We start from the raw sequence: 24,228 nt of genomic DNA, 5'->3' as shown, positions 1-24,228 counted from the left end.
ATGAAGACGTTGACGCTGTTGCGCCACGCCAAGTCCGGCTGGGACGATCCGGTCGCGCGCGATTTCGACCGTCCGCTCAATGCCAAGGGCAAGCGCGCCGCGGCGATGGTCGGTCGGCACATGCGGTCGTTGGGATTGGCATTCGATCATGCGATCGCCTCGCCGGCGGTGCGGGTTTCGGAGACTTTGGCGCAGATCGAATCGGGCTATGGGCGGACGATCGCGCCGGACCTGGATCGGCGGGTGTACCTGGCTTCGGCTGCGACGTTGCTCGATGTGGTCCACGGGTTTCCGGCCGAGGCGGAGAGCGCGTTGCTGGTCGGGCACAATCCGGGGTTGGAGGATCTCGTCCTGATGCTGGTCGCGGATGGGGCTGACCCGTTGCGCGATGCTGTCGAGGACAAATATCCGACGGCCAGTATTGCGGAGCTTCAGTTCGAGGGGGACTGGGCGAGCATCGCAACCGGCACCGCCCGCCTGACCCGCTTCATCCGCCCCCCGCGATCTCGATCCGACTTTAGGGCCCGACGCTGACTAAAGTTCTTTCCCCGCGAAGGCGGGGACCCAGACTGGGCTCCCGCCTTCGCGGGAGAACAAGGGGCGGTAGATTCCCCAAACGCCTACCACCCCGGCGGAGGCCGGGGCCCAGTCGGGGACGTCGCTAACGAAGGGCAACGTTTCGTTACGACCACCTTTCCAACTGGGCCCCGGCCTTCGCCGGGGTGGTGCAGGTGGTTGGAGTAAGCTCACTCTCAACAAGATTAAGACGCGGAAGATACTCAGCTCTTCTCAGCCATCCTCGCCTTCAGATCCGAGAACGCATTCGCCGGCCGGAACTCGTCCTCGCTGATTACGCCCGCCGCGGCCAGCGCCGCCGCCGCATTCGGGCCCCTTGGAAACGGGTCGATCGCCAGTGCCAGCGTATCCGCCGCCGCTTCGCCAAGATCGATCGTCCCGCCCTCGATCGCGACCGTATCGAGCGCATCGTCGGACAGTTCGACCTCGTCGCCCTCCGAAACGAGCTGATCGACGAACAGCAACGCAACCGGCTCGTCGATCTGCGTATCGAGCGGCTCGTCGGTCACCGAACACGCCTGCACCGCCGCGCCAGTCACGCGCCCCTTCACGACGATGCCGCTGTCGGTGCGCTTGATCCCGAGTCGAGCGTCGAGTCGCGTGATCGACAGCAGCGCGAACCGCTTCGCCATCGCTGCGCGCTCGTCCTCGGTCGCGACGATCTCGACGATCCGTTCGCGCTCGCCGATCGTGTCGAGGCGTTCGGGACGGCTGAACTCGGGCTTCACGGCAATTCTCCAGATAACAGATTCGGGAGTGGCGTCGCAGCCAGCCCCGCATGAAACGCCATCACCGCCTCACGTACATGCGTCAGCGCGGCATCATCCGGCGCCGCGCCCCGGTACAGGTTTCGTACCAACGCCGGCGCGATATCGCCCGCCGCCAGCCCGTCGCGGTAGGCACCAAGCCGCCCGCCAAGCATGCTCATCATCTTGCCGATATGCTTGCCGACGATGATGTCGCCGATCCCGATCTCGCGGAGCTGCCCGTCCATGTCGTCGACGAAGCGTTCCGCCAGCCGCGCGGCGGGTTCGCCGCCAGCGGGCTCCGTCTCCAGCCGCAGCATGACGATCGCCAGCAAGGTCGCGATCATGTCGAACCGGCCGTCGACGGTGTCCGGCACCGCGCCCTCCCGGTACCAATGTTCGGCGCGGGCACGGCCGATGACGGCGTTGTACAGCGGCAGCGCCTCGTCGGGCTTCTCGCCGAGCAGTCTTCCCAACCAGCTCAAAATCTATCGTCCTCGCCACGAAGCCGCGCTTCGGCTTGTTTGCCCGCGCATCCTCGCATATCGAGGCGATCGGCGGCCGATGCAATCGCGTGGGACCCGTCACGTGTTTTCGCGTGCCCCGGTTGGGAGTTTATATGAGCGTGTTTTCCGCCCGTACGGGTCTCGCCGTCGCACTTGCGGTCGCTGCATTGGCCAGTGGGGGCTGCACCCAGTTGCGGTCGCACCAGGGCTATGTCGTCGATACCGACCTCGTGAACTCGGTCCAGCCGGGTGTCGACAACCGCCAGTCGGTGCTCGCCACGCTGGGCAAGCCGACGCTGGCCGGGCAGTTCGACCAGGGCGACTGGTATTATCTCGCGCGCGACAGCCGCAATCTCGCCTTCCGCAACCCGCGCGCGAATGCGCAGATCACGTTGCAGATCAGCTTTGACCAAAAGGGCACCGTCACCGCGATCCGCCGCGGCGGGCTCGAGCAGGTCGCGTCGATCGCACCTTATGGCAAGAAGACGCCGACGCTGGGTCGCGAGCGCGGATTCTTCCAGGATCTGTTCGGCAATATCGGCACGGTCGGCGCGGCTGGGGCTGGCGGCGGTCAGGGCAATGGCAGCAACACTGGTGGCGGTGGCCGCAATCAGCCGTAAAGGCTAGGCATCCGCTGGACAGTCCGGAGGCCGGTTAGGCCGCACCGCGTGCCTGAGCAGCGGTGCGGCCGGGCCGGGCATCATCGGCGCCGATCCCGAAAGGGGGGAAAGGGATCATCGTCGTAACGCACGTTCGACGCGATGGTTCGCCATGTGCCGCCGTAATTCGAGAAAACGACAAACATCCGTTCTCGATAAGACTATATCCGTTACGACGGTGACTTGCGGTACCCTCCGTCCGGGGGTGTGGCTTGGGCGAGTCGCTGTGGATCATCGACGCGTCCGCGCGCGAGATGCTGCTGTTTGCGGGCGTCGGACTGCTACTCGGTGGTATCGATGATCTGCTGGTCGATCTGGTCTATATCGGTCACCGGATCAGGCACGGCGGCCGGGCTCGCCTGACTCTCGCCACTCTGCCGTCGCCGCGCATTGCAGGACGGATCGCTGTGTTCGTCGCGGCGTGGGACGAGGTTGCGGTGATCGGCGGGATGCTGACGACCGCGCTCGATCGCTACGATCACGATAATTACCGCATCTATGTCGGCGCCTATCCGAACGACCGGGGAACGATCGATGCGATTGCCGCGGTCGCCGAGCGCGACTTGCGGATCCGGCTCGTGATCGGGCCACGCGACGGACCGACGACCAAGGCCGACTGCCTCAACACCCTTTGGCACGCGCTGCGTCGCGACGATCTGCGCGAGGGGGCAGGGACGGATCGACCGACCAAGGCGGTCGTGCTCCATGATGCCGAAGACGTCGTGCACGCGCAGGAGTTGCGCGTCTTCGACAGTCTGATCGAGCAGTATGACGTCATCCAGCTTCCCGTCCTGCCGCTAGTCCACCGCGGTGCGCGGCTAGTGTCGGGGCATTATGCCGACGAGTTCGCCGAATCCCACGCCAAGCAGATCGTCGTCCGGACGGCTTTGGGCGCCGCGATGCCGCTCGCCGGCACGGGCTGTGCGATCGCACCCGCCGTCCTTGCGATGATTGGGCAGGCACGGGGCGGCGATCCGTTCGACGCCACCAGTCTGACCGAGGATTACGAGTTGGGCTTGCGACTTGCAGAGCTAGGTGCACGCGGCATTTTCGCGCGCGTTGCGGCGGACGACGCTGGGACGGTGGTCGCGGTACGCGCGTATTTCCCATGCACGCTCGGCGGCTCGGTCCGCCAGAAAACGCGGTGGATGATGGGTATTGCACTCGCGGGCTGGGATCGTACCGGCTGGGGGCAGCCCCGCGCGATCGCCGATCACTGGATGCGAATGCGCGATCGGCGCGCGCCGCTGGCCGTCGTGATCCTCGCGGTGGGCTATCTGGCGGTGCCGATATGGGTGTTGTCGCTGCTGGCGCATGGCCAAGCCGGCGGGGCGTCACCCTACGCGAACGGCGCCTACCCGATCGCGTTCTGGCTGCTCGTCGCCAATGGCGGGTTGCTGGCGTGGCGGTTGATCGTGCGGATGATATTCACGGGACGCAGTTATGGCATGCGCGAGGCGATCTGGGCGCTGCCGCGATTCCTAGTCGGCAACCTCGTCTCGCTGATCGCCGCACCGCGCGCGGTGATCGTCTATATCGGCATGCTGCGGGGTGCCGCGCCGGTCTGGGACAAGACGCGGCATGAGTTTCCGGACCTGCCGCCCTACGATGTCGTCACCGCCAACGATTCAGGCCTCGCCGCCGCCGCACGATGAGTGTCGGGCGCCCGCTGCGCTTTCTCGCATTGGCATTAGGCGGATGGGTCATGGTCCGCGTGGCGTTGCTGTTGCCGGAAGTCGCCTCACTTCCACCCACGGAGATAATCCCAAGGGTTATCGAAGTGCTCGTGCCGAAAGTCGCCGCAGCGATTCTCGGGCGACCCCGCGTGCCTCCGCGGGTGGTGACCATGACACGCGTCGTTGTCGCACCGCCGATGTTCGCCAAGCCGCGGCCATGGCAAGCGCAAACATCTATGTCGCCACTAACGGTATCGCCTGATCATCCTGATCTGGCCGCCGTCGTAGAGCCCCAGACATACGCAATTCCGTCGCCGGTGGCGCCGCCCTCAGTCGCTAAGGCGCCGAGTCGTCTCAGCGGAAGCGCATGGCTGCTCGCGCGTGGTGGTCCCGCCGGTACGGTGTCGGGCGGGCAGCTGGGCGCATCGCAGGGCGGTTTGCGACTAGCCTATGCGCTCGGCAGCCAGCGTAAGGTCGCGCTGGTGGCGCGCGTCGCCACGCCGCTCAAAGGCGCCGGACGGGAGGCGGCGTTCGGGATCGAATGGCAACCGACGCGGCTGCCGATCCGCCTCGTCGCCGAGCAACGGTTCGCGCTCGATGGTGGACGTGGCGGACCGACGATCGGCGTGATTGCCGGCTATGGTCCGGCCGACGTCGCACCCGGTCTCCGTCTGGAAGCGTACGGGCAAGCCGGCGCAATCGGGCGAGACGGGATCGAAGGCTTTGTCGATGTCTCGGCACGCTTGACGCATCCGCTTGGGACGCTTGCTGGGGCCAGCGTCGACATCGGCGTCGGTGCGTGGGCAAGCGCACAACGCGACGCCGAACGCTTCGATATCGGACCCTCGATCGTCGCCGCGCTACCGGTCGCACGCAAGACGATCCGCCTGACGCTCGACTGGCGCGAACGCATCGCCGGCGGCGCGCGTCCGGGCTCCGGACCGGCCCTGTCGATCGGTAGCGACTTCTGAGCGGTCGAGCCTAGCCCCGCCCGCGCAATCCGGTGTAACGCTGCGGCCGTGGATCTATATCTCCCCGTCGCCAACCTGTCGGTCAACGCGCTCGTCATCATCCTGCTCGGCGGGGGCGTCGGGCTGTTGTCGGGGATGTTCGGCGTCGGCGGCGGTTTCCTGACGACGCCGCTGCTGATCGTTTACGGCATCCCGCCAACCGTTGCCGCAGCCTCGTCCGCGAGCCAGGTAACCGGCGCGAGCGTCTCCGGCGTGTTCGCGCATTTCCGGCGCAAGGGCGTCGATACCAAGATGGGCGGCGTTCTTGTCGCGGGCGGTATCTTGGGTTCGTTCTTCGGTGCGTGGCTGTTCCGTCTGCTCCAGCAGAGCGGCCAGATCGATACGGTGATCGCAATCGTCTATGTCGTCATGCTCGGATCGATCGGTGGCCTGATGGCGAAGGAATCGATCGGCACGATCGGCCGCGCGCGGACCGGCCGGCCTCCGAAGGCGCGCAAACGCCGCCATCACCCGCTCATCGCCGCGCTCCCGCTCAGGACGCGCTTCTACGCGTCGGGGCTCTACATCTCGCCGCTCGCGCCGCTGTTGCTGGGGTTCTTCACCGGCATCCTCACGATCCTGCTTGGCATCGGCGGTGGCTTCATCCTCGTCCCAGCGATGATCTACCTGCTCGGCATGGCGACGTCGGTCGTGGTGGGCACGTCGTTGTTCCAGACGCTGTTCGTGACGGCGGTGGCAACGATGGTCCACGCGACCACCACCAAGGCCGTCGACATCGTGCTGGCGGCACTGCTCCTGCTCGGCTCGGTGGTGGGGGCGCAGGTCGGCGCGCGGTTCGCGACCAAGTTCCGCCCTGAATATCTCCGTCTCGGACTCGCGGTCATGGTGCTGCTGGTCGGAGCACGCATCCTGCTGGGCTTGGTCTGGCGCCCCGAGGAGATCTTCTCGGTCGCGCTGTCGTGAAGCCGGGCTGGCTAGTTCTGCTCGCGCCATTGTTGATGGCGCAGGCAAAGCCCGTGCTCGTCCCTGATGTGTCGCAGCGCAATATCGAGATCGCCTACAGCTTCACCGGTGCCGAACTGCTGCTGTTCGGTGCGATCCTCTATCCCGGCGGGCGCCTGCCGACCGGTGAGCAACCCACCGACATCGTCGTCGTCGTCAAGGGCCCGACCCAGTCGATCCTGATGCGCGAGAAGGAGAAGGTCGCCGGCATCTGGGTCAACGCCGCGCGCCTGCGATACCGCTCCGCCCCCAGTTTCTACGCGATCGCCTCGTCCAAACCGATCGACCGTCTCGTCGACGACCGGACGCGCGCGATCTACGAACTCGGCCTCGACAGCCTGCAATTGTCGCCGGCGTCGAGCGCACCGGCGCCGATCCAGGACCGTTTCCAGAAGGGGCTCGTCGACCTCAAGCGCCGTGCCGGCCTGTATTACGAGGCGCCGCGTGCGGTCGAGATCACCGACGGCGTGCTCTACCGTGCGCGCGTGTCGATCCCCGCCCGCGTGCCCGTCGGCCGATTCACCGCGGAGACGTTCCTGATTCGCGACGGACGGGTCCTGGCGGCCGCGGTTCGCGATATCGACATCCGCAAATCGGGCTTCGAGCGATTCGTCGCGCGCGCCGCGGATCGTTCTTCGGTGACCTACGGGCTGGTGGCGGTCGCGCTGTCGGTGTTCCTCGGCTGGGCGGCAGGCTGGATCGCGCGCAGGGTCTAGCGCGTCACGGCGACTAAACGCGGTGGTTTTCTCAGCAAGTTCAACACCGTCGTCATCGGATATTTACAATTATCGCGGCAGGGTCGGTTCGAAATGACTGGAGACTTTGCGGCGATGAGCGACATGCCGGGACCTGGCGCATTCTTGCGCGCGGCACCCCTGACGGGCGGATTCGCTGGCGCCAGCGCTGCGGCGGCACCTGTCGGCGTCGTCTTCGCGATCGCCGGATCGAGCAGCCGTATCCTGCTCGATCGCGCCGCGATCGCGGTGCTGCACGACGATTCCGATCCCGTCGTGGCAGCGGCCGGACAGGTCGGCAGCCAGATCAAGATGCGCGTCGGCGCGACGTGGCTGGTCGCCAATATCCGCTCGCTCAAGCTGGAGGATGCCGCCGGGACCTGCGTCGCGGCGGAGATCGACTATCTCGGCGAAGGCGATGAGGACAAGATTACCGGCAAGCTCTATCGATTCCGCCGCGGCGTCACGCGCTACCCGATGCCCGGCTGCGAGGTGTTCCCGATTACCACGGCCGACTTGCAGCAGGTCTATGCCGCCGACGACCGTGCGAACATCACGATCGGTACGGTCTATCCGACAGCAGACATCCCCGCCGCGCTGTACGTCGACGCGATGCTCGGCAAGCATTTCGCGCTCGTCGGATCGACCGGCACGGGCAAGTCGACCAGTGCCGCGCTGATCTTGCACCGCATCTGCGAACTCGCGCCGCAGGGTCATATCGTGATGATCGACCCGCATGGCGAATACGCCGCGGCGTTCAAGTCGAACGGGGCGATCTACGACGTGTCGAACCTGCAGATGCCGTATTGGCTGATGAACTTCGAGGAGCATTGCGAGGTCTTCCTGACCAGCAGCGGCTCCGCGCGGCAGTTCGATGCCGACATCCTCGCCAAATGCCTGCTCGCGGCGAAGGCGAAAAGCCGCCTCGGACAGGAGATCGCAAAGCTCACCGTCGACGCGCCGATACCCTATATGCTCAGCGACCTGACGACGATCATCAGCGCCGAGATGGGCAAGATGGACCGCGCTGGCGACACCGCGCCCCATCTTCGGCTTAAGTCCAAGATCGACGAGATCAAAGCGGACCCGCGCTACGGCTTCATGTTCTCCGGCATGCTGGTGGCGGACACGATGGCGAGCTTCCTCGCGCGCATCTTTCGCCTGCCCGGCGACGGCAAGCCGATCTCGATCATCGACGTGTCGGGCGTACCGTCGGATATTACGTCGGTGGTGGTTGCAGTGCTCGCGCGGATGACGTTCGACTTCGCGATCTGGTCGCGCAACGAACCGCAGCGCCCGATCCTGCTCGTTTGCGAGGAGGCGCATCGCTACATCCCGGCGGGGCAGGAGGCGAACAGTTCGGTCGGGCGCATCCTCGGCCGAATCGCCAAGGAAGGGCGCAAATATGGCGTGTCGCTGGGCCTGATCACGCAGCGTCCGTCGGATCTCGCGGAGGGTGTGCTGTCGCAATGCGGCACGATCATAGCAATGCGCCTCAACAACGACCGCGACCAGGCCTTCGTCCGCGCGGCGATGCCCGAGGGTGCGCGCGGCTTCCTCGATTCGATCCCCGCACTACGTAATCGCGAATGCATCATCTGCGGCGAAGGCGTGACGATCCCGATCCGTGTAAGCTTCGACGGATTGGAGGAGGAGAAACGCCCCGCCTCGGGCGATCCGCTGTTCTCCGAACTGTGGCGCGACGTCGGCGGGGGAGGACCAGATCATCGGCCGCACGATCCAGCGCTGGCGAGCACAGGGGAAGTAGGTCCGATCGGTCAGTGCAGGGATCGGCAAGCATAATCCGTCGCTAGCCATATTCCGGTAAAAGAGGGGATCTGATCGTGGACGTGATCACATGCCGTTCTTTGTTTTTCGGTCGATCAGGACGGCCTGCTGCCATCGGCTCGGGGCCTTGTCGGTACGGTGAATGCAGCCCGCCCAGCAACAGGGGCGCTTCTTGCCCTCGAACAGCTCCTGACCCGTACGCTCTATGCGGCGCTGTCGCGTTTTCGGCTGTTTCGCGTCCTCTATCCAGCAGATGAACTCGTTCCGGCCGAGCGGCGTCAGCGTCTGCCATAGTGCGAACAGGCTTGGATCGGAGCAGATCGCCGACTGGAGATCGTCGCTGGCGGTATGGACAGTGCCGTGAAGAAAAGAGTTCGCCACGCATCCTCCGAGCAATGTCGCCCAATGCAATGGGCCATTCGCACGAAGAATAGCCGTTCCTCACGTTGATGACGAGCGCACGGTTCACAGTGGGCAACCAACAACAAATTCCGCCGATGCCGCCGTCGCACACCGCGTCGACGTTCATCAGATGGTTAGGCGCCGACCCGTATTGCCAGCAGCTGAGCGACCCTTGCCTTGAACGCGCGCAGTTTCTCCCCCGACAACTGCGCCACGCTCGCAAACGAGACCGAGCGCGGGTTGATCGCTGCGCCGTTCTTCCACACTTCCCAATGGAGATGGGGGCCGGTCGACATGCCGGTCGATCCGACATAGCCGATCACTTGGCCCTGCTGGACCCGCGTACCCGATGACACCGCGATCCGGCTCATATGGCCGTATCCGCTCGCCATCCCGCCACCGTGGACAAGCTTGACGAAGTTGCCATAGCCGCCGGTCCGCCCCGCGAACGCGACGATGCCGTCGGTCATCGCGTGGATCGGCGATCCGTACGGTGCGCCGATGTCGAGGCCCTTGTGCATGCGCGTGAAGCCCAGCAGCGGGTGGAACCGCATGCCGTAGTTCGACGTGATCCGGCCGGTGACCGGCATGCCAGAAACGGCGCGGCGTTCGGTCTGGCCGTTCGCATCGAACCAACCGCCGCGACTCGACTCGTCATCGGTATCGACGTTCGTCGCATCGGGTGCGAACCGCACGAGCTGCACCTTGCGTCGTCCCTGATCGATCCCGGCGAACAGCAGCTCGCCGATCCGGGTCTCACCGGTTGCGGCACGCTCACGCTCCACGATGACGTCGAAGGTGTCCGCCGCCGTCACGTCGCGGCCGATCGAAAGTCGCGTCGAGATCGCCTTGATGAACGACTCCACGGCCTTTCCAGGAACACCGGCGGCACGCGCGGATCGGTACAGGCTGGAGCCGACGAGGCCCTGGATCCGCAGCGGGGTCGAGTCGATTGCGATCGGCTTGCGGTTCACGGTCAGCCCGCCCGCACCACGCGTCAGCGACAGCGCCAGATCGAACCGCGCGCGGAAATCGAGCTGCTCCAGTGGCCGCGCGACGGTGCGATCCGGCCGCCGCCCGAGCGTAAGCGCGATCCGCGTGCCCGCCGGGATGGCCTTCGGATCGACCGACTGCGCGACCAGCGCCGCCGCGGCTTCGGCATCGTTCCGACCGACGCCAGCGCGCATCAGCGCCCGGTCGAACGCATCGCCCTGGCCGAGCGTTGCCGACAGTTCGAGCGTCGGACGTTCGGGGGCATTGGCGAGCGGGGCAACGAGATCGTTGGCCGCCATCCGCCGCCCGGTAGTCGCGCCCTGGCCGAGCGGCGCGATGCCTTGCGCCCGCGTCTCCTCCCACTCGGCGCCGGCTAGCGGCGACGGCACTACACCGACCAGCGGCTTGAACCCCGGCGCTAGCATGACGGTCGCGGCACACAGCACGGTGCAGGTCGCGAGCCCGCGCCACCAGTCGCGACTACCGATCCGTGCGCCGAGATCGGGCACCCAGTCGATCCGCGAAGGCGCAGCCTCTGGCGCGATATCCGGTTGCCGATCGAGCGCACGACCAAATCCGCGTGCTCCGCCGCCCGCCAGTTCCAGCGCCTGATCCTTCTGCAAATACACGCGTGCCCGCCCCGAAATCGTCCGAATTCTCGTGCGCCGTTTCATCCCCGGCGCAGTCGTCGGGTTGTGGCGGGAACATGCTAAAGTCAAATTAACCGGGGTGATTGTGGGCTTTGGCGGCGGCGGGGCGTGCTCGGGTCGGGGCGGACGAGATTTGGAGAAGGATGCCCTGACTTTTGACTGTCCGGTTCGAAGACCGTCCAAACCTTTCTACCAACCCGGCGAAGGCCGGGGCCCGGTTGGGAAACAGGATTAACATAGGGCCACGCTTCGTCACCTTGGCCTGCCCAACTGGGCCCCGGCCTCGCCGGGGTGGTGTTGGATATAAGTGAACGCGTCCTCTCCGCCCGCTGGTACAGCAATCGAGCGAACCCAACATTCACCCCGCCGACACCGCGCAATTCCACCCAGGTCATTGCGCCAGCCCACTTTACCCCCGATGTTGCCCGCCATGAGCGACGAAGTCTCCGCTGGCGTGACCGCGGTTCTCGGCCCGACCAACACGGGGAAGACGCACCTCGCGATCGAGCGGATGTGCGCGCATTCCAGCGGCATGATCGGTTTCCCGCTGCGTCTGCTCGCGCGCGAGGTCTATGACCGCGTCGTCGCCATCAAGGGTGCGAACCGAGTCGCACTTGTCACGGGCGAAGAGAAGATCGTCCCGCCCGACGCGCGCTGGTTCCTGTGTACCGCCGAGTCGATGCCCGACCGCGACGTCGCTTTCGTCGGAATCGACGAAGCGCAACTCGGTGCCGATCCTGAGCGCGGCCACGTCTTCACCGACCGGCTGCTGCGCGCGCGGGGGCGCGAGGAGACGATGATCCTCGGCTCCGAAGCGCTGCGGCCGATGATCAAGAAGCTCGTCCCAGGTGCGGAGATCGTCAACCGGCCGCGCTTCTCGACGCTGACCTACGCGGGCGCGAATAAGATCAGCCGGTTGCCCAAGCGCTCGGCGATCGTCGCGTTCTCCGCGGAGGAAGTGTACGCGGTCGCCGAGATGCTTCGGCGCCTTCGCGGTGGTGCGGCCGTCGTCATGGGGGCACTGTCGCCGCGCACCCGCAACGCGCAGGTCGCGATGTTCCAGGCGGGCGAAGTCGATTACCTGGTCGCGACCGATGCGATCGGGATGGGGCTCAACATGGATGTCGCGCACGTCGCGTTCGCCAGCCTCAATAAGTTCGACGGCAAGCGCCAGCGTCGCCTCACGGTGGCCGAGATGGCGCAGATCGCGGGTCGCGCTGGGCGGCATCAGCGCGATGGCACGTTCGGCGCGCTGTCCGACGACGGCCCCGGCGCGTTCCTGCCCGAGGAAGTGCTGGCGATCGAGGAGCACCGGTTTCCACGTCTCGAAAACCTTTATTGGCGGCAGGGCGAGCCTGATTTTTCCAGTATCGACGCGCTGATCGCCAGTCTGGAGGCGCGCCCGCCTGCCGGCGTTTTGCGTGCCGCGCCGCAAGCGCTCGACCTCGGGGTATTGAAGCGGTTGGCCGAGGAGGGCTGGGTCCGCGAGCGGGCGCGGCATCCGGCGATGGTCGCGCGACTGTGGGCTGCATGCGGGTTGCCCGATTTCCGCAAAGTCGGCCTCGATCCGCATGCGCGGTTCGTGTCGCGGGTGTTCGGGCATCTGAGCGAGGGGCGGGGGGCATATCCCGCACCAATGGTTCGCGGACGAAATCGCGCGGCTCGATACGGTGGCGGGTGACGTCCCGGTGATCGCCGGGCGCATCGCGGCGACGCGTATCTGGGCGTATATTGCCCAACGGGCGGACTGGCTGGCCGAGCCGACGCTCTGGGCCGCGCGTACCGCCGCGCTCGAAGAGCGCCTGTCGGATGCACTGCATGCGAGCCTGACGCAGCGGTTCGTTGACAAGCGCACGACCGCGCTGATGCGCCAGATCGGTGCCGATGCGGGCGCGCTACCGGTGGTGATCGGGCCCGAGGGCGAGGTGATGGTCGAGGATCATCAGATCGGTCGGCTCGACGGATTCCGCTTCACCGTCGCGGCGGATGCGCGGGCGAGCGACAAGCGGCTCCTGCTCGCGGCGGCGGAAAAGCGGCTGACCGGCGAGCGATCGCGGCGCGGGCAGTCGCTGGTCGATGCGCCGGACGCCGATATCGCACTCGACGATGCGGCGCAGATCATCTGGGCCGGGCATCCGGTCGCCAAGCTGGGCGCAGGGCCGTCGTTCGCGCGGCCGAAGCTGATCCTCGATCGCTCGCTCGACTGCCTCGACAAGCCCGCGCGAGATCGGATCGAGGCGCGGCTGGCGCTGTGGCTCGGGGCGATGCTCAAGCGACGGATCGCCGTGCTGGTCCACCTCGCCGAGGTGAGCCGTGATCCGAATGCCACGCCGGCGTTGCGTGCTGTCGCGAGTGCGATCGAGGAGGCTGGCGGGATCCTGCCGCGGTTGCCAATGCGGGTCGCGCTCGACGCGATCGATCCCGAGGAACGCAAGCGGTTGCGCAAGGTCGGCATCACGGTAGGCGCGCTCGACCTGTTCGATGCGCGGCTGCTCAAGCCCGAGTCGGCGCGCTGGCGGCGCATCCTCGCGGCCGCTCGCGGTACGACGATTATCGCCCCGCGCGATGGGGCGACCGTGCTTACGCGTGGCAGCGAGGGCGCGGTGCTGGAGGCAGGATTCCGCCCGCTCGGACTCCAGGCGGTCCGGATCGACCTGATCGAGCGCATCGCGCGGGCCGCGCACGATTCGCGGCAGGGGCCGCACGCCGTTCGCGCCCGATCCGGCGCTGGCGACCTCGATCGGTGTCGATGCGGCGTCGCTGGAGCGGTTGATGGCCGAACTCGGGTTCAAGGCGCTGGCGGGGGACACGCCGCGCTGGGTTTGGCGTGGTCGGCCGCCGGCGCGGGCTGTGGCTGTGGCTCCGACGCCGATCGATCCGTCGCGGCAGAACGCCTTTGCCGGGCTGGCCGCACTGGTTCGCCATGGTTGAAGGCGCGATGCGGATCGATCGGTTCCTGTGGTTCGTGCGGCTCGCGAAGACGCGCAGCGCCGCGCAGGCGATCGCCGAGAAGGGGCACCTGCGCATCGACGGCCGCCCGATCGACCGCGCGCACTGCCCGGTACGGGTTGGCAACGTCCTCACTTTCGCCGCCAACGACCAAGTCCGCGTCATCCGGATCGAGGCGCTGCCCACGCGGCGGGGGCCGGCGCCCGAGGCGCAAGGATGCTACCAGGACCTGATTGCGGGGAAGACGCCGGCCGGTACCGTCCGCGATCCTGCCTCGGAATAGTCCTCCCCCTGCAAGGGAGGATCACACGCGCTGAAAGCCTGATAACGTCTCGCAGAAGGCTTGCTATGATTGACGCGACCGACCTGCGCGCATAGTCGCTGGCGCGTTCGTCGCCGGAAAGGAATCCGGCCCAGGAGTTCTGCAATGACCTACGTCGTCACCGATGCCTGCATCCGCTGCAAGTACATGGACTGCGTGGAAGTGTGCCCGGTCGACTGCTTCTACGAAGGCGAGAACATGCTGGTGATCAATCCCAGCGAGTGCATCGACTGCGGCGTGTGCGAGCCCGAATGCCCCGCCGAAGCGATCCTGCCCGACACCGAGAGCGGGCTGGAGCAGTGGCTCGAGCTGAACACCACCTTCTCGGCGCAATGGCCCAACGTCACGCGCAACGACAACCAGACGCCGCCGGATGCCGACGCGATGAAGGGTGTCGAGGGCAAGTTCGACAAGTATTTCTCGCCCGAACCCGGCGCAGGTGACTGAGAAGAGGCGGCGAATCCCGAAAAGGGCAAGCCGCCTGCCACGTTCGGCTGGTAATTTTGTTGCAAAGCTGCTAGATGGGTCCGCGACGGGCGCGATGATTCACGTCATCCGCTTGACGTACAGACCTATCCCCTCCCCCGATGCAGCAGCGACGAGTCCTTCGTCGAGGCGTCGCGGCGAGGCCTGATCCGGAAAGGCCCCAAATGGCTGCCAAGGCACTGTCCTTCGATGTCGGTGATTTCGTCGTTTATCCCAAGCACGGAGTCGGCCGTGTGATCGAGCTCCAGCGCTCGGAAATCGCCGGCATGACACTGGAACTCTACGTCCTCCGGTTCGAGAAGGAGCGCATGACGCTCCGCGTGCCGACCAACAAGGCCGAAAGCGTGGGCATGCGCAAGCTGTCGTCTGACAAGACGATGCGCGAGGCGATGGACACGCTCAAGGGCAAGCCCAAGGTCAAGCGCACCATGTGGTCGCGCCGCGCGCAGGAATATGAAGCGAAGATCAACTCGGGCGACCTCGTGTCGATCGCCGAAGTGGTCCGCGATCTGTTCCGTGCCGACGACCAGCCCGAGCAGAGCTATTCCGAGCGCCAGATCTTCGAAGGCGCGACCAGCCGCCTCGCGCGCGAACTGGCCGCGATGGAAGAGCTGGACGAGCCCAAGGCGCAGGAGAAGATCCTCGACATCCTCCGCGCCGCGGCTGCGATCTATAACAAGGACAAGGTGCCAGCGTAACGCTTGGTTCTTTGACGCGACGAAAAGGGCGGTCCTGCGGGGCCGCCCTTTTTCGTTCTGCTGCGTCCTTCTTCAAGGTGAGGGCCGTGCAGCGAGCTAGTGCCAGACAAGTTTCTCATTGCGCCGTTCCGTAGCGGGTGTATTGTATTAATAATACACAGGAGGATGCGATGAACTTTCTTGCGCTCGGACTGATCATTCCTCTCGCGGCCTGCTCGTTCAGCTGGAACGGCGACACTGAAGGCTCGGGGGCTGCGGCGGCCGGTTCGGGGACCACCCGGACCTTCCAGGTCGCCGGTTTCAACGGGATCGACCTTCGTGGCTCGGACGATGTCGACGTCAGCGTCGGCACCGGCTTTTCGGTTCGCGCTGAGGGGCCGAGCGAACAACTCGATCGCCTGCGCATCGAGCGTGACGGCGATACGCTCAATATCGGTCGCAAGAACGGGGCAAGCTTGGGCTGGAGCAAGGGCGCCAAGGTGAAGGTGTACGTCACCCTGCCACGGCTGACCGACGCGAGTGTCTCGGGATCGGGCAATATGGCCGTGGACCGTGTCGAGGGCGGTGGGTTCGAGGGCGGAATCGCCGGATCGGGCAATCTCGACATCGCCGCAATCAAGGTCGACGTTGCGAAATTCTCGATCGCCGGATCGGGTACCGCGCATGCGAGCGGCACGGCACGCGATCTGAAGGTGGACATCGCAGGCTCGGGTGATGTCGACGGCACGCGGTTTGAGGCGCAATCGGCGACGGTTGAGATCGCCGGTTCGGGAAGCGTGCGCGCGGTAGTGAACGGCGCTGCCAAGGTCGCCATGTTGGGCTCGGGTTGACGTCGATCTCGGGCCGCAATCCCGCTGTACGATCTCCAAGATGGGCTCGGGGCGGGTTCGCTGCGGGCGGTAAGCCGCCGCCGCACTTGCGCGAGGGCACATAACCGGCGACGTTCGCGGGCATGAGATATCTGCTCGCCGCGTCGCTGCTCCTGTCCTCGCCGACATTCGCCCAGTCTTCCGCGACGAGCCGGACGGTCTCGGTCGGCAGCTTCGATCGCGTGCGGGTCGAGGGGCCGTTCGAGGTCCGCGTCACGATCGGCTCTCCGCGTGCGACCATCACCGGCCCGGGCAGGGGGACGATGTGGCCGTCCGGGTCGATGGTACCACGCTGTCGGTGCGCAAGGGCACCGGCGGCTGGGGCGAGCAGACGCGTGGCGGCGGCGGGGCGGGGCCGACCGTCGTGACGCTCTCGACACCCGAGCTGACCTCGGCCAGCGTCGCTGCCGGCGGGCGGCTGACGATCGCGAAGATGCGCGGGATGCGCGTCGACGTGACGGTCAGCGGGAACGGGAGCTTGGCCCTCGCGGCGGCCGATACCGATCAGCTGAACGCGACGCTGATCGGTACCGGTCAGATGACGCTCGCCGGCCGCGCGGCGCGCGCGCGCCTCGTGACGAGCGGGCCGGGCGCGATTGACGCATCGGGCCTGGCGGTCAATGACCTGACCGTCCACCTCGACGGCGTCGGCGAGACGAAGGCGGCGGCGCGCTACACGGCGCAGGTGACGAACAGCGGGCTGGGAACGGTCACGATCACCGGCAACGCGAAATGCCGCGTCGATGCAGCGGCCGGTGGTCCGGTGGTGTGTGGAAAGCCGGGGGCGGGAGTCTCTGCTCCGTAGAAGAGGATGGTGTGCTGCTGCCACATCCACAGCGACCTCTCCCCGGCGAAATCCGCATCTGGATCGAGCCAGTTACCCTATCCGTATCGGCCCCTCATACCTTCCGAACGCGTATCGTCATTCCCGCGGCGGCGGGAAATCATACTGGCTGACCTCACACTGAGATCGCTATCCTCTGAGGATATGAATCCCCGCCTGCGCGGGGATGACGATGGAGTTTATCGTCGGGTGGGATGAACCTCGACGAGGTCTGGGCCCTGCCCCTTAAATGAGCGCCAACTCCGCCAGTTTCGTCATCAAAGCCGGCGGCATCACGTCCAGCCCGGTCGCGTCGCCGCCGAGATCGAGCGGCGCATCCGCCCCTTCCAGATACCGCCACCCCTGATGCGCACGCTTTGGCCGCGCCTGCACCAGCACCAGCTTCGGATCGATGTGGATCGCGACGCGACCTTCCTCGGCTTCGCCGAACCCGAAAATCGGCGAGCGGGCGATCAGCTGGTGCTTGAGGATCCAGAACATCGAACCCTGACCAGCGACCTCCTCATGCCGCTTGGGCAGGTAGCGCGTGGTAAGAAACACCGGCCCTTCCTCGCCGCGCAGCCGAAGCCGCTCGGCGAGGTGATCGACGCTTTCCGCGCCGAACGCGACTTTGGTGAGGTGGAGCGGCATAGCGTTGGAAATGGGCGTTAATACCGGACGATCAACCGTGCAGGCCCCACAAAGACGCGAGCCCGAGGAACGAGAAGAACCCCATCGTGTCGGTCATCGTGGTCACGAACACCGCGGACGACACAGCGGGATCGATCCGGAACTTGTCGAGCGTCACCGGCACCAGCACGCCGCTTAAGCCCGCGACGATGTTGTTGGTCAGCATCGCCGCCGCGATCACGATCGACAGATTCTGGTTGTGGAAGATCAGATAGGTCCCGAGTCCGATCAACGCCCCGAGCATGACGCCATTCGCCGCCGCGATGCGGAACTCGCGGCCGATCATCCGCGCGGTGTTCGAACTCGTCAGCTGGTTGGTCGCCAGCGCGCGCACCACCACCGCCAGCGTCTGCGTGCCGGCATTGCCGCCCATCCCCGAGACGATCGGCATCAGCACCGCGAGCAATGCAAAGCTCGCGATCGTCCCCTGGAACAGCCCGACGACCGACGACGCGACCATCGCGGTGCCGAGATTGACCACCAGCCAGGTGAACCGAGTCCGTACCGTCAGCCGGATCGGCTCGTTGATGTCGCCGTCGCCGGCGCCTGCCAGACGCAGCGTATCCTCGCCCGCCTCTTCGGAGATGATGTGGACGATGTCGTCGACCGTGATCATCCCGACCAACCGGCCGCCATGATCGACCACCGCCGCCGAGATCAGCGCGTATTTCTGGAAGCGCAGCGCGACTTCCTCCTGGTCCATGTCGACCGGGATCAGCGTCTGCTCGCGCTTCATCACGTCGGCGATCGCGATCCCGCGCGGGGTGCGCAGCATCCACGAGAGCTGGCACGTGCCGATCGGCTTGTGCGCCGGATCGACGACGAAGATTTCCCAGAAATCGGTCGTCAGCTCCTCGTGCCCGCGCAAATAGTCGATCGCGTCGCCGACGGTCCAATGCTCGGGCACCGCGATCAGCTCTCGCTGCATCAGGCGACCGGCGGATTCCTCGGCGTAGCTCAGCGCCTCCTCGATCGCGGCGCGATCGTCGGGATCGAGTGCGCGCAGCACCGCGCGCTGCTCGTCCTCGTCCATGTCCTCGATGATCGCGACGGCATCGTCGGTATCGAGTTCGGAGGCGAGATCGGCGACCTGGTGCGGCTCGAGCGCATCGATCAGGTCCTCGCGGACGTAATCGTTCATCTCGGCGAACACGTCGCCGTCGAGCAGGTCGGTGACAGCCCGCGCCAGCGCGGCGCGATCCTGTTGCGGGGTCAGCTCGAACAGATCGGCAATGTCGGCGGGGTGCAACGGCTCGACCAGCGTACGCGCTGCCTCGTCGTCGCCGTCCTCCACCGCATCGAGCACCGCCCGCACGAATTCCGGCCGCAGATGGTCGTCGCGATCGAGCTGGTTTTCGGGCTGGGTGTCGGTTTCGACCTCGGGAAGCTCGAGTTCGCTCATGGCTGCCTCCCTTAAAAGATGCGCGGTTGGGCCCCTAACGCGGCCGGCGCGCATTTGCCAGTCGGAGTGCGGCTCCCTATCTGCCGCGCATCAATTCAGGAGAACATGAATGGCTGACACCCCCGAAACGCTGACGCTGACCCTCGATGGCGGCGACGTCACGATCAAGTTGCGCCCCGATCTGGCGCCCAAGCACGTCGAGCGGATCGTCGAGCTGGCGAACGAAGGCTTCTACGACGGCGTTCCCTTCCATCGCGTGATCCCGGGCTTCATGGCGCAGGGCGGCGACGGCGGTCGCGGCGACGGCACCGGCGGGTCGAGCAAGCCCAACCTCAAGGCGGAATTCTCGGTTGAGCCGCACGTTCGCGGCGTGTGCTCGATGGCGCGCACCAACCAGCCCGACACGGCGAACTCGCAGTTCTTCATCGTGTTCGACGACGCACGCTTCCTCGACAAGCAGTACACCGTCTGGGGCGAAGTCACCGACGGCATGGACCTGATCGACGCGCTGCCCAAGGGCGAGCCCCCGCGTGCGCCGGGCAAGATCGTCAAGGCACGCGCTGCGTAAGCTCAATTCCCCTCCCGCTTGCGGGAGGGGGCTAGGGAGGGCGCGACGTACGTACCGGCGTCCGGCGCGTGAGGCGCGCCCCCTCCCCGACCCCTCCCGCAACCGGGAGGGGAGTAGCGGTCATACTTCCGCGACCGTCCGTATCAGCCAGTCGTGGAACAGCTTCACCGGCTTGGTCTGCAGCGCCCGCGGGCGGCAGACGAACCAATAGCTGTACGGGCTCTCCACCTCGATATCGAACAGGCGCACCAGTCGCGGATCGTTCGCGTCCTCGAAATGGCTCGCGTGCATGAACGCGACGCCGAGGCCTTGCGCGGCGGCCTCCAGCATCAGCGCGCCCGAATCGAAATGATCGATCGCCAGCGGCTCGATATCGTCCAGCCCCGCCGCCGTCCGCCATGCCGTGAACGTATCCGTCATGTCGCGGTGCACCAGCGCTGTCAGCGTCGACAGCTGTTCGGGTCGCGTGACCGGGTCCGCGCGCTCAAGCAGGCTCCGCGCGCCAATCACATATACCGAGTTCCGATCGAGTCGCCGCGCGTAGAACGCCGGGTCGATCTCGCGCGACAGGGCGATTACCGCGTCGAGCCCATCGCCGAGCCGCGACACCAGATGCGCCGCGGTATCGATATCGAGATGCAGTTCGGGATGCGACGTCCGTAGCTCGCCCAACCGAGGGAACAGCTTATGAGACGCATAGAGCGGCAGGATTCCGAGACGCAGCCGCAACACTTCGGTCGTGCTGGTCAGCGATTCGACCGCGTCCGACAGCGAGTCGAGCACCGGTGCGATCTGCGCGAGCAGCCGTTCGCCATCCGCATTCAGCACCATCGCCTGATGCCGCCGCGCGAACAGCGGCTTGGCGATGAACCGCTCAAGGCTTTGCACACGCCGGCTGAGCGCAGGTGCGGACAGTGCCAGATCCTCGGCGGCGGCCTTGATCGACCCCAGCCGAGCGACCTGCACGAACGCCTCGATAGCGCCCAATGGCGGCAGCCTGCGCATGATTCCTCTTTCGACTCTACGAGTGTGACAATGACCGCTGGACGCATTCATGCATGCGATTGCAGTTAGCGCAATCGTAGCTGATCCCTTCGCACTTGCAACACGAACCGTCTCGACGCAAAAAGACCTCGCCTTTCAGGCATCCTCTCCTAAAAACTTTCACGGGCTGGCCTTCATTGGCCGGCCCTTTTTTTGTGTTTTCAACCCCCTGACAAGGCTGGAACCGGCCCCCTATCTCGGACGCTACGAGATCAAATGGAGTCGACATGGCCGATAGCGAAATCCCCACGCGCAAAATTCAGGTCGCCAACGCGCGCCCCGAAGACAGCGGCCGCGGCTTGGCCCACCTACCGCGTGCATTGATGGCGACGCTCGGCATCGGCGAAGGCGACGTCATCGAGATTCTCGGCAAGCAGAACACGCCTGCGCGCGCCGTCGGCCCGTATCCGGAGGACGAGGGTCTCGACATCCTCCGCCTCGATGGCCTCCAGCGGGCGAACGCCGGTGTCGGTTCGGGCGATTTCGTCGAGGTGCGCAAGGCCGAGTCGAAGCCGGCGACTCGCGTCGTCTTCGCGCCAGCGCAGCAGAACCTTCGCCTCCAGGGTTCGACCAACGCACTCAAGCGCACCTTCCTCGGCCGGCCGATCTGCCAGGGCGATATCGTCGCGACCGCGGGGCATCAGCGCGTCGGCAACATGCCGCCGGGCGTCCAGCAGTTCATGAATGCGCCGGCGTACGCGCTCCAGGAGATCCGCCTCGCGGTGATCGCCGCCAGTCCCAAGGGCGTGGTGCATATCGACGAGAATACCGAGATCGAACTCCGCTCCGAATACGAGGAGCCGCAGGCCGCACGCCGCGCCGACGTCACCTACGACGATATCGGCGGCATGGCGCAGACGATCGACCAGTTGCGCGAGATGGTCGAACTGCCGCTCCGCTACCCCGAACTGTTCCAGCGGCTCGGCGTCGATCCACCCAAGGGCGTATTGCTGCACGGTCCTCCCGGCACCGGCAAGACGCGCCTCGCGCGCGCCGTCGCCAACGAATCCGACGCGCAGTTCTTCCTGATCAACGGCCCCGAGATCATGGGCTCGGCGTATGGCGAGTCCGAGTCGCGCCTCCGCGAGGTCTTCGAGGAAGCCGCGAAGGCAGCGCCGTCGATCGTCTTCATTGACGAGATCGATTCGATCGCACCCAAGCGTGGACAGGTTTCGGGCGAGGCGGAAAAACGTCTCGTCGCGCAGTTGCTGACGTTGATGGACGGTATCGAGTCGCGCGCCAACCTCGTCGTGATCGCCGCTACCAACCGGCCGGAGGCGATCGATGAAGCGCTTCGCCGGCCGGGCCGGTTCGACCGCGAGATCGTCGTCGGCGTGCCCGACGAACGCGGTCGTCGCGAGATCCTCGGCATCCATACGCGCGGCATGCCGCTGGGGGACCGCGTCGATCTCGATGAGCTGTCGCGTACCACCTATGGCTTCGTCGGCGCCGATCTTGCCGCGCTGACCCGCGAGGCGGCGATCGAGGCGGTCCGCCGGATCATGCCCAAGCTCAACCTCGAGGAGCGGACGATCCCGCCCGAGGTGCTCGACGAATTGTCGGTCACGCGCGAGGATTTCCTGGGGGCGCTCAAGCGCGTCCAGCCGTCGGCGATGCGCGAAGTCATGGTGCAGGCGCCGACCGTGCGCTGGGCCGATGTCGGCGGTCTCGACGATGCGCAGATGCGGCTGAAAGAGGGCGTCGAACTCCCGCTCAAGAACCCAGACGCGTTCCGCCGTCTCGGTATCCGCCCGGCCAAGGGCTTCCTGCTCTACGGCCCCCCGGGACCGGCAAGACGTTGCTCGCCAAAGCGGTCGCGCGCGAGGCGGAGGCGAACTTCATCGCCACCAAATCGTCCGACCTGTTGAGCAAATGGTACGGCGAAAGCGAGCAGCAGATCGCCCGCCTGTTCCAGCGTGCACGCCAGGTCGCGCCGTGCGTGATCTTCATCGACGAACTCGACTCGCTGGTGCCCGCACGGGGCAGCGGCGCCGGCGAGCCGCAGGTGACCGAGCGTGTCGTCAACACGATCCTCGCAGAGATGGACGGGCTGGAGGAGTTGCAATCGGTCGTCGTGATCGGCGCGACCAACCGGCCCAACCTGATCGACCCCGCGTTGCTGCGTCCCGGCCGGTTCGACGAACTCGTCTATGTCGGCGTACCGGACAAGGCCGGACGTCGTCGCATCCTCGGCATCCAGACCGAGAAGATGCCGCTGGCGTCGGACGTCGATCTCGATCGCCTCGCGGACCGCACCGACCGTTTCTCAGGTGCAGACCTGGAGGACGTCGTCCGCCGCGCGGGCCTGGTGGCGTTGCGCCGCTCCATCGACTCGACCGACGTGACGATGGCCGACTTCGAAGGCGCGCTGAAGGAGTCGCGCGCCAGCGTCACGCCAGAGACGGAACGCGAATACGAACAGATGGCCGCCCGCCTGAAGCAGGACGCGACGGCCATCCAGCCGCTCGGCTTCGCGTTCCCCAGCAAGGCGGACGACTGACCTGCGCTTCCCACCCGGTTCCTGCCGGGTGGGAAGATGGGCGTAGCGAGTTTGCCGCCGGGATCATTGTTGCACGCGGCATGGCCATGTTGTACCATTCGGTACAAGTTGATCGATAGGTGCCGCCATGTCCCGACCGCCACTGCCTCCATTCACCCATGAGACCGCAGCGCAGAAGGCGCGCATGGCGGAGGATGCGTGGAACAGCCGCGATCCCGACAAGGTGTCGCTGGCCTACACGCCCGACAGCGTCTGGCGGAACCGGGCCGAATTCCTGACCGGCCGCGACGCGATCGTCGTCATCCTGACGCGCAAATGGGCAGCGGAACTCGATTATCGCCTCATCAAGGAAGTCTGGGCGCATGACGGCAACAGGATCGCGGTGCGGTTCGCCTATGAATGGCGCAACGACGCCGGCGACTGGTTCCGCTCCTACGGCAACGAGAATTGGGAGTTCGACGACGCCGGGCTGATGGCGCGCCGCATCGCCTCGATCAACGACTGCGCGATCGCGGACGAAGACCGCAAGTTCCATTGGCCGCTCGGCCGTCGCCCCGACGACCATCCCTCGCTAAGCGATCTCGGCCTCTGACCGCGAAGCGCGTCCTGACCGATCGCGCCGACGCCCTGCCGGCACTGGCCGAGGCATTCCGCGAACATGGCTTCGAGGGCGCCAGCCTGTCGACGCTCTCGAAGGCAACCGGGCTCGGCAAGGGCAGCCTCTACAACTTCTTTCCCGGCGGGAAGGCGGAGATGATGGACGCCGTCCTCGCCGAGATAGACCATTGGTTCGTCACGACGATCTTTGTGCCGCTGGAGCGGGCGAGCGACCCGGCCTCGGCGATCGCCGACATGATCGAGGACGTATCGGCGTATTTCCAGTCCGGGGGCAGGGTCTGCCTCGTCGGCTGGCTCGGTCTGGGCGCCTCGGGCGATGTTTTCGCAGTCCGGATCAGCGGGTATTTCTCCCGCTGGATATCGGCCTTGGCCCACAGCCTCGAAGCAAGCGCTATCCCGTCACCGCTGGCCCTGCGTCTCGCCGAAGACACGGTCGCCGGAATTCAGGGGCGCGATCGTCCTGGCGCGCGCGTTGGGTGAGGAGACCGCATTCGTGCGCATCGTCCGTCGGTTGGAAGGGATTTTGCTCGACGCAGTGGCATGTCATGGCAGATCT

The 24,228-nt window shown here is 66.1% G+C and carries 20 protein-coding genes and 4 pseudogenes; 17 read left to right on the top strand and 7 right to left on the bottom strand.

Going from position 1 to position 24,228, the window contains the following annotated elements:
• Nucleotides 1-538, top strand: a pseudogene (locus tag NHF48_RS13830) (SixA phosphatase family protein).
• A 241-nt stretch (nt 539-779) separates the two neighbouring features.
• Here NHF48_RS13830 and NHF48_RS13825 read toward each other — a convergent pair.
• Entirely contained in the window at nt 780-1,304 is a 525-nt protein-coding gene (locus NHF48_RS13825; protein ID WP_253071434.1) for a YceD family protein, read from the bottom strand.
• The gene (locus NHF48_RS13820) at nt 1,301-1,807 is read right to left on the bottom strand and encodes a ubiquinol-cytochrome C chaperone family protein (RefSeq protein ID WP_253071433.1); all 507 of its coding nucleotides are present in this window, start codon (nt 1,805-1,807) and stop codon (nt 1,301-1,303) included. Before NHF48_RS13820 ends, NHF48_RS13825 begins: the two co-directional genes overlap by 4 nt.
• Nucleotides 1,808-1,941: 134 nt before the next feature.
• Here NHF48_RS13820 and NHF48_RS13815 point away from each other — a divergent pair, with 134 nt between their 5' ends.
• The 6 genes and pseudogenes from NHF48_RS13815 to NHF48_RS13790 all read left to right on the top strand — a co-directional run bounded on the left by NHF48_RS13815 (nt 1,942) and on the right by NHF48_RS13790 (nt 8,638).
• Nucleotides 1,942-2,448, top strand: coding sequence for an outer membrane protein assembly factor BamE (locus tag NHF48_RS13815; RefSeq protein ID WP_253071432.1), 507 nt, complete (start codon nt 1,942-1,944; stop codon nt 2,446-2,448).
• A gap of 251 nt (nt 2,449-2,699) precedes the next feature.
• Nucleotides 2,700-4,142 carry a glycosyl transferase family protein gene (locus NHF48_RS13810; RefSeq protein WP_253071431.1) on the top strand — a complete coding sequence of 481 codons (1,443 nt, stop codon included), beginning with the start codon at nt 2,700-2,702 and terminating at the stop codon, nt 4,140-4,142.
• 338 nt (nt 4,143-4,480) lie between these two features.
• Nucleotides 4,481-5,134, top strand: a complete 654-nt coding sequence (locus tag NHF48_RS13805; protein ID WP_253071430.1) for a hypothetical protein — start codon at nt 4,481-4,483, stop codon at nt 5,132-5,134.
• Between the two features lie 48 nt (nt 5,135-5,182).
• The gene (locus NHF48_RS13800; protein ID WP_253071429.1) at nt 5,183-6,097 is read left to right on the top strand and encodes a sulfite exporter TauE/SafE family protein; all 915 of its coding nucleotides are present in this window, start codon (nt 5,183-5,185) and stop codon (nt 6,095-6,097) included.
• A gap of 35 nt (nt 6,098-6,132) precedes the next feature.
• Nucleotides 6,133-6,852, top strand: coding sequence for a TIGR02186 family protein (locus NHF48_RS13795; protein WP_056064071.1), 720 nt, complete (start codon nt 6,133-6,135; stop codon nt 6,850-6,852).
• A 114-nt stretch (nt 6,853-6,966) separates the two neighbouring features.
• Nucleotides 6,967-8,638 (top strand): annotated as a pseudogene (locus NHF48_RS13790) (ATP-binding protein).
• Between the two features lie 86 nt (nt 8,639-8,724).
• On the opposite strand, the gene NHF48_RS13785 reads toward NHF48_RS13790, so the two are convergent.
• Complete coding sequence (locus NHF48_RS13785) at nt 8,725-9,039, bottom strand: YdeI/OmpD-associated family protein (protein ID WP_136188774.1); 315 nt, start codon at nt 9,037-9,039, stop codon at nt 8,725-8,727.
• A gap of 155 nt (nt 9,040-9,194) precedes the next feature.
• Nucleotides 9,195-10,682, bottom strand: coding sequence for a M23 family metallopeptidase (locus NHF48_RS13780; protein WP_253071428.1), 1,488 nt, complete (start codon nt 10,680-10,682; stop codon nt 9,195-9,197).
• 451 nt (nt 10,683-11,133) lie between these two features.
• On the opposite strand from NHF48_RS13780, the pseudogene NHF48_RS13775 reads away from it, so the two are divergent.
• From NHF48_RS13775 to NHF48_RS13750, 6 genes and pseudogenes are all read left to right on the top strand, one after another.
• Nucleotides 11,134-13,634, top strand: a pseudogene (locus NHF48_RS13775) (helicase-related protein).
• Complete coding sequence (locus NHF48_RS13770) at nt 13,627-13,935, top strand: RNA-binding S4 domain-containing protein (protein WP_253072432.1); 309 nt, start codon at nt 13,627-13,629, stop codon at nt 13,933-13,935. Before NHF48_RS13775 ends, NHF48_RS13770 begins: the two are co-directional and overlap by 8 nt.
• Nucleotides 13,936-14,079: 144 nt before the next feature.
• Nucleotides 14,080-14,421 (top strand): ferredoxin FdxA, encoded by a 342-nt coding sequence (gene fdxA, locus NHF48_RS13765; protein WP_031393648.1) that lies wholly within the window; start codon nt 14,080-14,082, stop codon nt 14,419-14,421.
• Nucleotides 14,422-14,624: 203 nt separating this feature from the next.
• Nucleotides 14,625-15,158, top strand: coding sequence for a CarD family transcriptional regulator (locus tag NHF48_RS13760; protein ID WP_056053923.1), 534 nt, complete (start codon nt 14,625-14,627; stop codon nt 15,156-15,158).
• A 170-nt stretch (nt 15,159-15,328) separates the two neighbouring features.
• On the top strand, nt 15,329-15,988 hold the full coding sequence (locus NHF48_RS13755; RefSeq protein WP_253071427.1) for a head GIN domain-containing protein: 660 nt from the start codon (nt 15,329-15,331) through the stop codon (nt 15,986-15,988).
• 304 nt (nt 15,989-16,292) lie between these two features.
• Nucleotides 16,293-16,832 (top strand): GIN domain-containing protein, encoded by a 540-nt coding sequence (locus NHF48_RS13750; protein WP_253071426.1) that lies wholly within the window; start codon nt 16,293-16,295, stop codon nt 16,830-16,832.
• A 264-nt stretch (nt 16,833-17,096) separates the two neighbouring features.
• On the opposite strand, the gene NHF48_RS13745 is transcribed toward NHF48_RS13750, so the two are convergent.
• Complete coding sequence (locus NHF48_RS13745; RefSeq protein ID WP_253071425.1) at nt 17,097-17,501, bottom strand: DUF1489 family protein; 405 nt, start codon at nt 17,499-17,501, stop codon at nt 17,097-17,099.
• A gap of 31 nt (nt 17,502-17,532) precedes the next feature.
• The gene (mgtE, locus tag NHF48_RS13740) at nt 17,533-18,942 is read right to left on the bottom strand and encodes a magnesium transporter (protein ID WP_253071424.1); all 1,410 of its coding nucleotides are present in this window, start codon (nt 18,940-18,942) and stop codon (nt 17,533-17,535) included.
• A gap of 109 nt (nt 18,943-19,051) precedes the next feature.
• Between mgtE and NHF48_RS13735 the strand changes: the two genes are divergently transcribed.
• On the top strand, nt 19,052-19,510 hold the full coding sequence (locus tag NHF48_RS13735) for a peptidylprolyl isomerase (protein WP_253071423.1): 459 nt from the start codon (nt 19,052-19,054) through the stop codon (nt 19,508-19,510).
• Between the two features lie 120 nt (nt 19,511-19,630).
• On the opposite strand, the gene NHF48_RS13730 is transcribed toward NHF48_RS13735, so the two are convergent.
• A complete protein-coding gene (locus NHF48_RS13730; RefSeq protein ID WP_253071422.1) occupies nt 19,631-20,515 on the bottom strand; it encodes a LysR substrate-binding domain-containing protein in 885 nt (294 codons plus the stop codon).
• A gap of 266 nt (nt 20,516-20,781) precedes the next feature.
• Here NHF48_RS13730 and NHF48_RS13725 point away from each other — a divergent pair.
• The 3 genes and pseudogenes from NHF48_RS13725 to NHF48_RS13715 all read left to right on the top strand — a co-directional run bounded on the left by NHF48_RS13725 (nt 20,782) and on the right by NHF48_RS13715 (nt 24,152).
• Nucleotides 20,782-23,054, top strand: a pseudogene (locus tag NHF48_RS13725) (CDC48 family AAA ATPase).
• A gap of 127 nt (nt 23,055-23,181) precedes the next feature.
• Nucleotides 23,182-23,646 carry a nuclear transport factor 2 family protein gene (locus NHF48_RS13720; protein ID WP_253071421.1) on the top strand — a complete coding sequence of 155 codons (465 nt, stop codon included), beginning with the start codon at nt 23,182-23,184 and terminating at the stop codon, nt 23,644-23,646.
• Nucleotides 23,589-24,152 carry a TetR/AcrR family transcriptional regulator gene (locus NHF48_RS13715; protein ID WP_253071420.1) on the top strand — a complete coding sequence of 188 codons (564 nt, stop codon included), beginning with the start codon at nt 23,589-23,591 and terminating at the stop codon, nt 24,150-24,152. The genes NHF48_RS13720 and NHF48_RS13715 overlap by 58 nt, the downstream gene beginning before the upstream one ends.
• The last annotated feature ends 76 nt before the right edge of the window (nt 24,153-24,228 follow it).

The sequence above is a fragment of the Sphingomonas sp. H160509 genome (genome assembly GCF_024124765.2).
Classification (GTDB): Bacteria; Pseudomonadota; Alphaproteobacteria; order Sphingomonadales; family Sphingomonadaceae; genus Sphingomonas.
This window is presented reverse-complemented; position numbering and strand designations above follow the sequence as displayed.

Bases quoted from the DNA above. Each gene is read 5' to 3' on its own strand.
- NHF48_RS13760 (WP_056053923.1), top strand. From the start codon at position 14,625: ATGGCTGCCAAGGCACTGTCCTTCGATGTCGGTGATTTCGTCGTTTAT.
- NHF48_RS13795 (WP_056064071.1), top strand. From the start codon at position 6,133: ATGGCGCAGGCAAAGCCCGTGCTCGTCCCTGATGTGTCGCAGCGCAAT.
- NHF48_RS13815 (WP_253071432.1), top strand. From the start codon at position 1,942: ATGAGCGTGTTTTCCGCCCGTACGGGTCTCGCCGTCGCACTTGCGGTC.
- mgtE (WP_253071424.1), bottom strand. From the start codon at position 18,942: ATGAGCGAACTCGAGCTTCCCGAGGTCGAAACCGACACCCAGCCCGAA.
- NHF48_RS13735 (WP_253071423.1), top strand. From the start codon at position 19,052: ATGGCTGACACCCCCGAAACGCTGACGCTGACCCTCGATGGCGGCGAC.
- fdxA (WP_031393648.1), top strand. From the start codon at position 14,080: ATGACCTACGTCGTCACCGATGCCTGCATCCGCTGCAAGTACATGGAC.
- NHF48_RS13720 (WP_253071421.1), top strand. From the start codon at position 23,182: ATGTCCCGACCGCCACTGCCTCCATTCACCCATGAGACCGCAGCGCAG.
- NHF48_RS13770 (WP_253072432.1), top strand. From the start codon at position 13,627: ATGGTTGAAGGCGCGATGCGGATCGATCGGTTCCTGTGGTTCGTGCGG.
- NHF48_RS13755 (WP_253071427.1), top strand. From the start codon at position 15,329: ATGAACTTTCTTGCGCTCGGACTGATCATTCCTCTCGCGGCCTGCTCG.
- NHF48_RS13730 (WP_253071422.1), bottom strand. From the start codon at position 20,515: ATGCGCAGGCTGCCGCCATTGGGCGCTATCGAGGCGTTCGTGCAGGTC.
- NHF48_RS13745 (WP_253071425.1), bottom strand. From the start codon at position 17,501: ATGCCGCTCCACCTCACCAAAGTCGCGTTCGGCGCGGAAAGCGTCGAT.